Below are 12271 nucleotides of genomic sequence, written 5' to 3'. Positions count from 1 at the left end.
TACAGGTCCAGCGGCATTTCCAGGACCGCCTGGCCATAGACCATGGCGAAGGGCAGCTCTTGCTGGGCTCCGGCCTGACTGTCGACGGGTTCTACTGCGGACATCTAGGCCTCGGCCATGAACGGCGTGGGGTCGCCGCAACCGACGCGAATCACTTCCGGCTCGCCGTCGGCGAGGTTGATCACGGTGGACGCCTTGATCCCGCCGAAACCGCCGTCGATGATCAGGTCGACCTGATGCTCAAGCAACTGGCGCATTTCATAGGGATCAGTCAGCGGATCGGTGTCGCCGGGCAAAATCAGGGTTACGCTCATCAGTGGCTCGCCGAGCTCTTCCAGCAGCGCCAGGGCAATCGGGTGGCTAGGCACTCGCAGGCCGATAGTGCGTTTTTTCGGGTGCAGCAACAGTCGCGGGACTTCGCGGGTGGCGTTGAGAATGAAGGTGTACGGCCCTGGCAGGTGGGCCTTGAGCAAGCGGAACAAACCGGTGTCGATCTTGGCGAAGAGCCCCAATTGCGACAGGTCGCTGCAAATCAGCGCAAAGTTGTGCTTGTCATCCAGCCCGCGCAAGCGGCGCACGCGTTCCACAGCGGTCTTGTCGCCGATCTGGCAACCAATGGCGTAGGACGAGTCTGTGGGATAAATCACCACCCCGCCGTTGCGGATGATTTCGACGGCCTGTTTGATCAGGCGCGCTTGCGGGTTTTCCGGATGAATCTGGAAAAATTGACTCACATTCTCTACCTGTTCAGACGGCGGCAATAATTGGGTCATGTTTGAATCGACACCACAGTGGTGGCAGATCCTCCGGAATCGGGCGGTATTCACCGATCTCGGACCAGCCTCCAGGGCCATGAAAATCACTGCCGGCGCTGACCAGCAGACCGAACTCGCGGGCCAGAATCGCCAGGCTGCCCACTTGCTCGGCAGGCTGAAAGCCATTGACCACCTCAATCGCGTGGCCCCCTGCTTGAATATAGTCGGCAATCAGGCGGCGACGTTTGCTACGGGTGAATTCATAGTGCCAAGGGTGGGCCAGACTGACCCAGGCCTTAGCCGCGCGCAGGGTTTCGACGGTTTCCTCCAGGGTCGGCCAGTGTTGCTTGACGTCCCCGAGCTTGCCGGCACCCAGCCATTTGCGAAACGCTTCGGCGCGATCCTTGACGAAACCTTCGCGCACCATCCAGTCAGCAAAGTGCGGACGGGCCGGAGCGTTGCCACTGTCACCCAGTTCCTGCTGGATTTTCCGGGCACCTTCCAGCGCGCCGGACATGCCTTTCAATGCCAGTTTTCGGCCGATTTCTTCGGAACGCAGCCAGCGGCCTTCGTGCAATTTGGTGATCGCCTCGACCAACGGTGGGGCGTTGACGTCGAATCCGTAGCCCAGCACGTGAATGGTCGCGCCACCCCAGGTGCAGGACAACTCGACGCCGTTGACCAGTTGCATGCCCAGCGAATTCGCCGTGCTGCGTGCCTCTTCGAGGCCTTCAAGGGTGTCGTGATCGGTCAACGCCAGGACTCGCACGCCGTTCTCGAACGCACGCGCCACCAGAACTGCAGGCGCCAGGGCGCCATCGGAGGCCGTGCTATGGCAGTGCAAATCAACATTCACGGGGCTTTGTAACCTCAAATCAGCTGGCGCTATCGCGCGCCCATATGTTTGTTATTATGCCGCCACATCCTGCTTCTGGCTGCCACTGTGAAACAATTCATCGATTTCATCCCGCTCCTGCTGTTTTTCATCGTCTTCAAAATCGATCCACGGGTCGTCGACATCGCCGGTCACGAGGTAACTGTAGGCGGTATTTACAGCGCCACCGCGATGCTGATCATCAGCTCCCTGGTGGTCTACGGCACGTTGTTCATCAAACAGCGCAAGCTGGAGAAGAGCCAGTGGCTGACCCTCATCGCTTGCCTGGTCTTCGGCAGCCTGACCCTGGCCTTCCACAGCGAGACGTTCCTGAAATGGAAAGCCCCGGTAGTGAACTGGCTGTTCGCTCTCGCCTTTATCGGCAGTCACTTCATCGGTGATCAACTGCTGATCAAGCGCATCATGGGCCATGCACTGACGTTGCCGGATGCAGTCTGGACGCGCCTGAACATCGCGTGGATTGCGTTTTTCCTGTTTTGCGGCGCCGCGAACCTGTTCGTCGCGTTCACCTTCCAGAGCTACTGGGTCGACTTCAAGGTCTTCGGCAGCCTGGGCATGACTTTGCTGTTCCTGGTCGGCCAGGGCATCTACCTGTCCCGCCACCTGCACGACGCCGATACCACAACGCCGAAAACCGAGGACTGACATGCTTTACGCAATCATTGCCACAGACGTCGCCAACTCCCTGGAAGCCCGCCTGGCCGCACGGCCTGCGCACCTTGAGCGCCTGCAAGTGCTCAAGGGCGAAGGCCGTATCGTATTGGCCGGCCCGCACCCGGCGGTCGACAGCAATGATCCGGGCGCGGCGGGTTTCACCGGCAGCCTGATCGTTGCCGAATTCGATTCCCTGAGCGCCGCCCAGGCCTGGGCCGACGCCGATCCGTACATCGCCGCAGGCGTCTACGCCAACGTTTCGGTCAAGCCGTTCAAGCAAGTCCTGCCGTAAATTTCTTTCCGCAAATCCCCCGCGCGGTGAACCTTGTCGGTTCATCGCGCTCTCAATCGCTCATTATTCTCGTTTGCCGGCCGACAACTTCCCAATACTCGTATTGGAACCAGGAGTCGCGATGCGCAAAGGTCCGTTGTGTCTGATGTTGGTCATGTTGTCGATCGTGGCCCCCGCCCACGGTGAAGATCGCGCCGAGGGCGCAAGCTCGACGCCGCTGTCCCTGAGCGCCGGCAGCCAGATAAACGAGTTGCAGCAACGCTTGAAGGAAAGCGAGCGGCAACGGGAAGAACTGAACAAACAACTGCAAAATGCCGATGGCGAACGTGAAAGCGCCCAACTGGCCCGGTTGCGCCAGGATAACCAGCGTTTGAAGCTGCAACTCAAGGAAGCGCAGGCCGGCAGTTCGGTACCGCGCTTGTTGACTGATCAGCAGCAGTGGTTCGTCATCGGCGCCGGAGTAGCGCTATTGGCCCTGCTCTGCGGTATCTTCGCCAGTGGGGCAAGTCGAAAACGTCGACAATGGCTAAATTGAGTGAGTCATGAGCGAGCTGTTACTAATTGATGATGACCAGGAGCTGTGCGAGCTCCTGAGCAGTTGGCTGAGCCAGGAAGGGTTTCAGGTTCGTGCCTGTCACGATGGTCAGAGCGCCCGTCGTGCGCTGGCCGAAACCTCCCCGGCGGCCGTTGTGCTGGATGTGATGTTGCCCGATGGCAGTGGCCTGGAACTGCTCAAGCAGTTGCGCAGCGATCACCCGGACTTGCCGGTGTTGATGCTGTCGGCACGTGGCGAACCGCTGGACCGCATCCTCGGCCTGGAACTCGGCGCCGACGATTACCTGGCCAAACCTTGCGACCCGCGGGAACTGACAGCCCGCCTGCGCGCCGTATTGCGCCGCAGCCACCCGGCGGCGGTGTCCAGCCAGGTGGAACTGGGCGACCTGTGTTTCAGCCCGGTGCGCGGCGTGGTCAGCATCGATGAACAGGAATTTACCCTCACCGTTTCCGAAAGCCGCCTGCTGGAAGCCTTGCTCAAGCAACCCGGCGAGCCGCTGGACAAACAGGAACTGGCGCAAATCGCCCTCGGCCGCAAGCTGACCCTGTACGACCGCAGCCTCGACATGCACGTCAGCAACTTGCGCAAGAAAATCGGCCCACACCCCGATGGGCGCCCGCGCATCGTGGCGCTGCGTAGCCGGGGCTATTACTACAGCCTCTGACACCGCGTTGCTGGGATCGCCAGCAAGCCGGCTCCTACAGGTCATAGGAAGTACAAAAACCCTGTAGGAGCCCGGCTTGCCGGCGATGGCGATCTCACGGACGCCATCGCCGGCAAGCCGGGCTCCTACAGGATTATGTTTTGCCAGGTACTGACAAAATCATCTTTACCCAAGCTTTACGTACCCCTGACTGCCGCTGACCTTGATCTGCGTAATCTGAACTCATCCGGAACGTACCGGGAATGAGACAAGGAGATTCACCATGCGCAAGACTCTTATCGCTCTGATGTTCGCCGCCGCTCTGCCGACCGTTGCCATGGCCATGCCTGAAGGCGCCGGCCCGATGGGTGGCCCGATGGACGGTTCGCGCCACGGCGGTCAGATGCACGGCATGCACGGCAAAGGCCCGTACAGCCAACTGGACCTGAGCCGCGAACAGCGCGAACAGATTCGCAAGATCATGGGCGAGCAGATGCACGAGCGTAAGCAAGTGGTCGACAAATACTTGGAAAAACTCTCGCCAGCCGACCAGAAAGCCATGAAAGACGAAATGGCCGCCAATCACAAGAAAGCTGAAGCTGACGTGCGCGCCTTGCTGAAGCCGGATCAACAGAAGCAATTCGACGAGATCCAGAAGAAACAAGCTGAGCGTCGCGCCGAATGGGCCGAGTTCAAGGCCTGGAAAGCGCAACAGGCGCAAAAAGCGCAATAATGCGCTAACCCGGACCCAACGGCTGAACACCGTTGGGTCTGATGTAATTCAGATGTGGGAGCGAGCCTGCTCGCGATAGCGTTCTTTCAGTCACGTTGATGTTGAATGTGCCGACGCTTTCGCGAGCAGGTTCGCTCCCACAATGGTTTGTGTTTGTTTGAGGGATTTCTGTGCGTTCATTGTTCTGGCGGATTCTGGCCAGCTTCTGGCTGGCCATCGCTCTGGTTGCAGGGCTCTCCATTCTGCTCGGGCACATGCTCAACCAGGATGCGTGGATACTCAGTCGCCATCCGGGCCTGAACACCCTGGCCGAGCAATGGACGCAGACCTACGAAACCCAGGGTGAAGACGCAGCCCAGGACATTCTTGAGCAGCGCAAGCGCCAATATCACATCGATGTCCAGGTGCTCAACGAGAGCGGCGACCCGGTGGTGCGCGGCACCTTCCCTCGGCGCGCGGCGGCGTTTGAGGCTCGGCAGAACAACGATGACCGTCGCCTGCCCTGGCGGCGCCTGACCGACGAGTTCACCAGCGAAAAAAGCGGCGACACCTACCTGTTCATCTACCGCATTCCTCACCCGGAACTCGACGCCTGGCACCGCGAAAGCCTGCTCTGGCCGCTGAGTGCATTGGGAATTGCCCTGGTGGTACTGACCCTGTTCAGCCTGTTAGTAACCTTTTCCATCACCCGTCCACTCAGCCGTTTACGCGGTGCGGTGCATGATCTTGGGCAAACCACCTACCAACAAAACAGCCTGGTCAAACTGGCCAACCGCCGCGATGAATTCGGCGTGCTGGCCAACGACTTCAACCGGATGGGCGCGCGTCTGCAAAGCCTGATCGGCAGCCAGCGACAATTGCTGCGGGACGTGTCTCACGAACTGCGCTCTCCGCTTGCCCGGCTACGCATTGCGCTGGCATTGGCCGAACGGGCCAACCCGGAAGAACGAGAAAAACTCTGGCCGCGCCTGACCCGCGAATGCGATCGGCTCGAAGCGCTAATCAGTGAAATCCTCGTACTGGCCCGGGTCGATGCCGACAACGCCAGCGCTGAAGAAGTGGATCTCAACGCCTTGCTCAATACCCTGCAAAAAGATGCGCAACTGGGTTCACCGGAACAACTCGTCCATCTCGAAGCCGAGACTCAATTGAGTCTCAAAGGCTGGCCGACCATGATCGAGCGCGCCGTGGACAACCTTCTGCGTAACGCCCAACGCTTCAATCCGTTAGGCGGCCTGCCGATTGAAATGCAGGCGTTGCGTCACGGGGAGCGGATTGTGGTAACCGTGCGTGACCATGGGCCGGGGGTCGATGCGGTTCATTTGAGCCAGTTGGGTGAGCCGTTCTTCCGCGCACCGGGGCAAACAGCAGCGGGGCATGGCTTGGGATTGGCGATCGCACGCCGAGCGGCGGAACGCCATGGCGGGAGCCTGGTGTTAGCCAATCATCCGGAAGGTGGGTTTATTGCCAGTCTGGAATTACCATTGGTACCGGGGGCCGTCGTCCAACCTTGAAACCCTGTGGGAGCGAGCCTGCTCCGGGCGGCGTTCCGACGATAGCGGTCTATCAGTCACTTCAATGTTGAAGCCTCTGCCGCCATCGCGAGCAAGCTTGCTCCTACAGGTTTTGCGGTGTCAGGCCTTGCCGGGCCAGGCGCTGACGAAAGCAGTCAGATCAACCTTCTCCGCCACCCGCGGCTCTTTCTGCGGCGTGCCAAGGTAAAGAAACGCAATCACCTCTTCGCCTTCGGCAAGACCCAACCCCTTGGCCACCTGCGGCGAATAAGCCAGATCACCCGTGCGCCACACCGCGCCAATTCCTTGCGCATAAGCTGCCAGCAAAATCCCGTGCGCCGCGCAACCAGCCGCCAATAACTGCTCGGATTTCGGATACTTGACGTGATCCTGCACACGCGCAATCACCACGACCACCAGTGGTGCACGCAGCGGACCGTTGCGTGCCTTGTCGATGGCCGCTTCAGTGACTTCGCCGTCCTGCTGCTTCGCCGCTTCTGCCAGCAACTCACCCATTTGCTCACGCGCCGCGCCTTCGACCGTCAGGAAGCGCCAAGGCTGCAGGTGTCCGTGATCCGGGGCCCGCATGGCGGCGCCAAACAGCACTTCTCGCTGTGCTGGTGTAGGGGCCGGCTCGACCAGTCGCGGGACGGAAACACGGTTGAGCAAAACGTCGAGAGCCTGCATCGGCCACCTCCTGAGAAAAATGTTTGGCTATTCTAGCGGTATCCACCTTGAGAGTGCCGGTTTACATGCCCTGCCCCACAGGTAGAATGGCGCCCTCCTTACTTCAGCCGAGCGGAATTCATGGCGTTGCCGACCTTACGGATCATTGGTTTCATCATCGGCATCTTCCTGATAACCCTGGCGATCTCCATGGTCGTGCCCATGGCCACGCTGGTCATCTTTGACCGCACCAGCGACCTGCCGTCATTCCTCTGGGCCAGCATGATTACCTTTGTCGCCGGCCTGGCCCTGGTCATTCCCGGGCGCCCCGAGCACGTGCACTTGCGACCACGGGACATGTATTTGCTGACCGTCAGCAGTTGGCTGGTGGTGTGCATCTTCGCCGCGTTGCCGTTTTTGCTGACCCAGCACATCAGTTACACCGACTCGTTCTTCGAAAGCATGTCCGGTATCACCGCCACCGGTTCGACGGTGCTCAACCATCTGGATGACATGTCCCCCGGGATTCTGATGTGGCGCTCGCTGCTGCACTGGATTGGCGGCATCGGCTTTATCGGCATGGCGGTAGCGATTCTGCCACTGCTGCGCATCGGTGGCATGCGGCTGTTTCAGACGGAGTCGTCAGACCGTTCCGAAAAAGTCATGCCCCGTTCGCACATGGTGGCGCGATTGATCGTAGCGGCCTACGTCGGCATTACCATTTTCGGCAGCCTGGCCTTCTGGTGGGCCGGGATGAGCCCGTTCGATGCGATCAACCATGCAATGTCCGCGATTTCCACCGGGGGTTTCTCCACTTCGGACCAATCCCTGGCCAAGTGGACGCAACCGGCCGTGCATTGGGTGGCGATCGTCATCATGATTCTCGGCAGCCTGCCATTCACCCTGTACGTAGCGACCTTGCGCGGTAACCGCCGCGCGCTGATCAAGGATCAACAGGTTCAAGGCTTGCTGGGCATGTTGCTGGTGACCTGGCTGGTGCTGGGCACCTGGTACTGGTGGACCACCAAGCTGCATTGGCTGGAAGCGCTGCGACATGTAGCGCTGAACGTGACATCGGTAGTAACGACCACCGGTTTTGCACTGGGGGACTACAGCCTCTGGGGCAATTTCTCGCTGATGCTGTTTTTCTATTTGGGCTTTGTCGGCGGCTGTTCCGGCTCGACTGCCGGCGGGATCAAGATTTTCCGTTTCCAGGTCGCCTACATCCTGCTCAAGGCTAACCTTAACCAGCTGATTCACCCCCGCGCGGTGATCAAGCAGAAGTACAACGGTCACCGTCTCGATGAAGAGATCGTGAGGTCGATCCTCACCTTTTCGTTCTTCTTCGCCATCACTATCTGTGTGATCGCGTTACTGCTGTCGTTGCTCGGCGTGGACTGGATGACCGCCCTCACCGGCGCGGCCAGCACCGTATCCGGCGTCGGTCCCGGCCTGGGCGAGACCATCGGTCCGGCCGGCAACTTCGCTTCCCTGCCGGACGCGGCCAAGTGGATTCTCTCGTTCGGCATGCTTCTGGGCCGACTGGAGATCATTACGGTGTTTGTGCTGTGTATTCCGGCGTTCTGGCGTCACTGACCGGCGCAGGCGCTTCGAGCAACCGCGCCCGGTACTCGCCGGGGGTGGTGTCGAACCAGCGGCGGAAGGCGCGGAAGAAGTTGCTCGGATCGGCGAACCCCAGCAGGTAGGCAATTTCCAGCAGGGTCATGGTCGGTTGCGCCAGATACTGCTCGGCCAGCTCACGACGGGTGTCGTCGAGCAACGTCTGAAAACTCGTTCCCTCCTCCTGCAAACGCCGCTGCAAGGTGCGTTGCGACAAATGCAGCGTCTGCGCCACGGCGTCGCGCTTGGGTTCGCCCTGGGGCAACAAACGGCACAACACCTGCCGCGCCTTGTGCGTGACACGGCTCTCGGAGAACCGCGCCAGGTACTCACCGGCGAAACGGTCATGCAACAACGCCATGGCCTCGTTGGCCGTCGGCAGCGGCGCTTCCATGTCCGCGCGTTCAAAAATCAAGGCATCGTAGGGCGCGTTGAACACCAATGGGGCGTGGAAAGCTTGTTTGTAAGGTTCGAGATTGGCCGGTTGATCGCCCTGCACCAGCACTTTGCGCGGCTGCAACGTGCGCCCGGTCAGCCAGCCGCACAGCGCCAGGGCGCAAGCCAGCGAGGCTTCGGCGCTTTGCCGGGTCGGCGGCAGATGATCGCCGTGGACAGTCAGGATCAGCGCATAGCCCTCGTCCAGCAGGCGGAAACTCAGGTCGGCGCTTTCGGCGATGATCCGCTGGTAGCGCACCAGGCGCTTGAAGCCTTCGGCCAGGGTCTGGCTGGACATCAGGGCGTAGCCCGTCACATGAAACTGTGCCGGTCGCACTACCTTGCCCATGTTCAGGCCAATCGCCGGGTTACCGGACAGCTCAACCGCGCGCTGCCAAAGTCGAGTCATGGAGTCTTGCGGGAAGCGTGCATCCGGATCATCCAGTGCTTCGTAGTCGAGCCCCAGCTGTTTGAACAGAACCCGGCAATCCAGGCCGTCCATTTCCAGTGCTTTGACAATCCCCATCGCCCAGCTTGCAGAAGTCGTTCGTTCGCTCATGGCTTTACTGTCTTGGTGAGCCGTCTGTCGCGGCGAATTTACCGAAGGATACTAAAGTGGCGCCTATTGTCACTGGCTGGCGCCAATGATCACTCTAGACTCAAATAAGCTACCCGCAGAACAACTTGCAGCCAGAACAATAACCACAGAGATTGCAGTCGTGGAAAACATCAAACGTTTCAACAGCTTCGCTGAGTTTTACCCGTACTACCTCAGCGAACACAGCAACAGCACTTGCCGACGACTGCACTTCATCGGTACCACGCTGGTTATTTTCATTCTGGCGCTGACCATCGGTCGTGGCGCGTGGATGTTGTTGTGGATCTTGCCGCTGGCCGGATACAGCTTCGCCTGGGTCGGGCATTTCTTCTTCGAGAAGAATCGTCCTGCAACCTTTCAGCACCCTTTCTACAGCCTGCTCGGCGATTTCGTCATGTATCGCGACATGATTCTGGGACGCGTGCCGTTCTAGAACACAAGAGGATTGCCGATGAATGCCAATGCCCGTTTCACCCACATGAAGGACGGCACACAGGAAGACTGGGCGATCATCGCCGCCGATTTCAGTGCCTATGCCCGTCAGTTGCCGGGCCGGATCGTGGCGCACTTGAAGTTGCTGGAAGGTGATTTCGGTGGCTTTCCGGTGGATCGCCTGACCCACTCTTTGCAAACGGCCACCCGTGCCTGGCGCGATGGCCGCGATGAAGAGTACGTGGTCTGCGCCCTGCTCCACGACATCGGTGACACCCTGGGTTCCTACAACCACCCGGACATCGCCGCGGCGATCCTCAAGCCGTTCGTCAGCACCGAGAATCTTTGGATGGTGGAGAAACACGGGATTTTCCAGGGCTACTATTTCTTCCATCACCTGGGCATGGATCGGCACCTGCGCGAGCAATTTAGCGATCACCCGCAATACCAGACGACCATTGAGTTCTGCGCCAAATACGATGCGGCGGCGTTTGACCCGGCTTATGACACGCTGCCGTTGAGCTTCTTTGAACCGATGATGGAAAGGTTATTTGCGCAGCCGAAGAATTCGATCTACAAGGCGGCGATGGAAGAACACGCGCCGGCCTAACAGATCCAGCGGGACCGCTGCGAGGTCCAATCGCGAGCAGGCGCGCTCCCACAAGAGACCGAGTACCTCCAGGAGAAAACGATCAACTGTAGGAGTGAGCCTGCTCGCGATGGGGACTTTGAGCCTTAAGCCAATTCTGCGACCTTGGCTGACTTCAACTGCGCCTCCCGCGCCTGGGCATCGGCCAGCCGATACAACTCGATCGTGCCATCCCAATGCTCGATCAGCGCCGTACACGATTCCACCCAATCCCCGCAATTGAGGTAGTCCACCTCGCCGACCTTGCGTATCTCGGCGTGGTGAATGTGCCCGCACACCACGCCGTGCAGCTCGCGCTTTACGCATTCGTGGGCGATGGCTTCTTCAAAGTCGCTGATGAAACTGACCGCGGTTTTCACTTTGTGCTTGAGGTACGCCGACAGCGACCAATAACCGTAGCCATAACGGGCGCGCCAATGATTGAGCCAGCGGTTCAAGGTCAGCGTGAATTCGTAGGCCGAGTCGCCGAGAAACGCCAGCCAGCGGTGATAGCGGGTAATCACGTCGAACTGGTCGCCATGGATCACCAGCAGATGCCGGCCATCGGCAGTCACATGCACCGCTTCGTCCACCAACTGGATGTTGCCCAGGATCAGCTTCGAATAGCGGCGCAGGAATTCATCGTGGTTGCCGGTGACGTAGATCACTTCGGTGCCACGCTTGGCCATGGTCAGCAGGCGCCGGATCACGTTGGTGTGCGCCTGCGGCCAGTACATGCCGCCGCGCAGTTTCCAGCCGTCGATGATGTCGCCGACCAGGTAGATTTTGTCCGCGTGATAGCCCTTGAGAAACTGCGACAGATGCTCGGCCTGGCAATCGCGAGTGCCCAAGTGCACATCGGAAATCCACAAGGTCCGCACACGTTGCTTACGACTGGGTTTGGCGAGCTCGGCGCTGGTCATGGGCAAACCTCAGGACAAGTTTTGGCAAGCTTGCGCCGGTCGGGTTAATGGCCCATGACAGCGGCAAGTCAGTCTTGTGACAGCGCTCGCGGGCGTGCCCCGGTGTAGACTGGCGCCCTGACCCGGGAGACCTGCGATGAGACCGATCCTCACCCTTCGCCAATACACCGACGACCTGATCGTCCACAGCCATGAACATGCGCAGTTGGTGTTCGGGCTCTCTGGCGCGCTGGATTTCGAAGTTGACGGGTGTGGCAGTCAGGTGGTTCAGCAAAGTTTCGTCGTGATCCCCTCGGGATATCATCATGCCTGCGGGAGCGCCAATGGCAGCCGTTGTCTGGTCCTGGACGTGCCCGGCGATCAATGGATTGCCCAGTCTTTGGGCGATCATGCCGAGGCCAGTCGACGCTTGCTCGACAACGCCGGTCGGTTGTCGCTGGATGCTGGACAGAGTCAACTGGTGGATTGGCTGGCCAACAGCAAAGTCGATGACCCGCTGATTGCGCAACAAGGCGCTGTACTATTGCTGGCCAGTCTCAACAACGCCAGGCCCGATAGCGTCGGCGGTCGGCGCCTGCCCTATGCCGCGCTGAATGCGCACATCGACCAATACGCGGCCTATCCGTTGCAGGTCGCCGACCTGGCCCGCGTGGCCGGCCTTTCCAATGCTCGCCTTCATGCACGGTTCGTCGCCGAATGCGGGCAGACGCCGATGGATTACATCCGTAGCCGCCGCCTGCATAAAGCTGTGGGATTGTTGAGGGATTCAATGCTGCCCATTGGCGAAGTTGCCTCACGGGTGGGTTACAGCTCCCAGAGTGCCTTTGCCGCCGCCGTGCTGCGGGAGTTCGGCGTATCACCCGGAAAATTACGGCGCGAGGCTGGCGACAAATAACGCTAGTTTGCCGACAGACATTGCGGCTGCGG

General features: G+C 59.9%; 15 protein-coding genes. 10 read left to right on the top strand and 5 right to left on the bottom strand.

What is annotated here, in order from left to right:
• Positions 1-104: 104 nt before the first annotated feature.
• Both ABVN21_RS02880 and ABVN21_RS02875 read right to left on the bottom strand, forming a co-directional pair.
• Positions 105-734: an L-threonylcarbamoyladenylate synthase gene (locus tag ABVN21_RS02880; RefSeq protein ID WP_339553981.1), complete on the bottom strand. Its 630-nt coding sequence runs from the start codon at positions 732-734 to the stop codon at positions 105-107.
• 13 nt (positions 735-747) lie between these two features.
• Complete coding sequence (locus ABVN21_RS02875; RefSeq protein ID WP_339553982.1) at positions 748-1611, bottom strand: PHP domain-containing protein; 864 nt, start codon at positions 1609-1611, stop codon at positions 748-750.
• 87 nt (positions 1612-1698) lie between these two features.
• Here ABVN21_RS02875 and ABVN21_RS02870 point away from each other — a divergent pair, with 87 nt between their 5' ends.
• From ABVN21_RS02870 to ABVN21_RS02845, 6 genes are all read left to right on the top strand, one after another.
• Positions 1699-2295, top strand: a complete 597-nt coding sequence (locus ABVN21_RS02870) for a septation protein A (protein WP_339553983.1) — start codon at positions 1699-1701, stop codon at positions 2293-2295.
• A 1-nt stretch (position 2296) separates the two neighbouring features.
• Complete coding sequence (locus ABVN21_RS02865; RefSeq protein WP_008156126.1) at positions 2297-2596, top strand: YciI family protein; 300 nt, start codon at positions 2297-2299, stop codon at positions 2594-2596.
• A 121-nt stretch (positions 2597-2717) separates the two neighbouring features.
• Entirely contained in the window at positions 2718-3131 is a 414-nt protein-coding gene (locus ABVN21_RS02860; RefSeq protein WP_339553984.1) for a translation initiation factor 2, read from the top strand.
• A gap of 7 nt (positions 3132-3138) precedes the next feature.
• Positions 3139-3816 carry a response regulator transcription factor gene (locus tag ABVN21_RS02855; protein ID WP_034146224.1) on the top strand — a complete coding sequence of 226 codons (678 nt, stop codon included), beginning with the start codon at positions 3139-3141 and terminating at the stop codon, positions 3814-3816.
• A gap of 262 nt (positions 3817-4078) precedes the next feature.
• Positions 4079-4528: an LTXXQ domain protein gene (locus tag ABVN21_RS02850; protein ID WP_034146223.1), complete on the top strand. Its 450-nt coding sequence runs from the start codon at positions 4079-4081 to the stop codon at positions 4526-4528.
• 170 nt (positions 4529-4698) lie between these two features.
• Complete coding sequence (locus ABVN21_RS02845; protein ID WP_339553985.1) at positions 4699-6042, top strand: HAMP domain-containing sensor histidine kinase; 1344 nt, start codon at positions 4699-4701, stop codon at positions 6040-6042.
• Between the two features lie 120 nt (positions 6043-6162).
• Here the strand turns inward: ABVN21_RS02845 and ABVN21_RS02840 are convergent, their stop codons facing one another.
• Positions 6163-6729 (bottom strand): NAD(P)H nitroreductase, encoded by a 567-nt coding sequence (locus ABVN21_RS02840; protein WP_339553986.1) that lies wholly within the window; start codon positions 6727-6729, stop codon positions 6163-6165.
• A gap of 120 nt (positions 6730-6849) precedes the next feature.
• Between ABVN21_RS02840 and ABVN21_RS02835 the strand changes: the two genes are divergently transcribed.
• Positions 6850-8304 (top strand): TrkH family potassium uptake protein, encoded by a 1455-nt coding sequence (locus tag ABVN21_RS02835; protein ID WP_339553987.1) that lies wholly within the window; start codon positions 6850-6852, stop codon positions 8302-8304.
• Here ABVN21_RS02835 and ABVN21_RS02830 read toward each other — a convergent pair.
• Positions 8261-9322, bottom strand: coding sequence for an AraC family transcriptional regulator (locus ABVN21_RS02830; protein ID WP_339553989.1), 1062 nt, complete (start codon positions 9320-9322; stop codon positions 8261-8263). The two genes, ABVN21_RS02835 and ABVN21_RS02830, sit on opposite strands and share 44 nt — an antisense overlap.
• 160 nt (positions 9323-9482) lie before the next feature.
• On the opposite strand from ABVN21_RS02830, the gene ABVN21_RS02825 reads away from it, so the two are divergent.
• Together ABVN21_RS02825 and ABVN21_RS02820 are read left to right on the top strand one after the other, a co-directional pair.
• Positions 9483-9794, top strand: coding sequence for a DUF962 domain-containing protein (locus ABVN21_RS02825; RefSeq protein WP_339553990.1), 312 nt, complete (start codon positions 9483-9485; stop codon positions 9792-9794).
• 18 nt (positions 9795-9812) lie between these two features.
• Complete coding sequence (locus tag ABVN21_RS02820; RefSeq protein ID WP_339553991.1) at positions 9813-10403, top strand: phosphohydrolase; 591 nt, start codon at positions 9813-9815, stop codon at positions 10401-10403.
• A gap of 125 nt (positions 10404-10528) precedes the next feature.
• Here the strand turns inward: ABVN21_RS02820 and ABVN21_RS02815 are convergent, their stop codons facing one another.
• Positions 10529-11344 (bottom strand): UDP-2,3-diacylglucosamine diphosphatase, encoded by an 816-nt coding sequence (locus ABVN21_RS02815; protein WP_339553992.1) that lies wholly within the window; start codon positions 11342-11344, stop codon positions 10529-10531.
• Positions 11345-11480: 136 nt separating this feature from the next.
• Between ABVN21_RS02815 and ABVN21_RS02810 the strand changes: the two genes are divergently transcribed.
• Entirely contained in the window at positions 11481-12239 is a 759-nt protein-coding gene (locus ABVN21_RS02810; RefSeq protein WP_339553993.1) for an AraC family transcriptional regulator, read from the top strand.
• The last annotated feature ends 32 nt before the right edge of the window (positions 12240-12271 follow it).

The sequence above is a fragment of the Pseudomonas sp. MYb327 genome, from assembly GCF_040438925.1.
Taxonomy (GTDB): Bacteria; Pseudomonadota; Gammaproteobacteria; order Pseudomonadales; family Pseudomonadaceae; genus Aquipseudomonas.
This window is presented reverse-complemented; position numbering and strand designations above follow the sequence as displayed.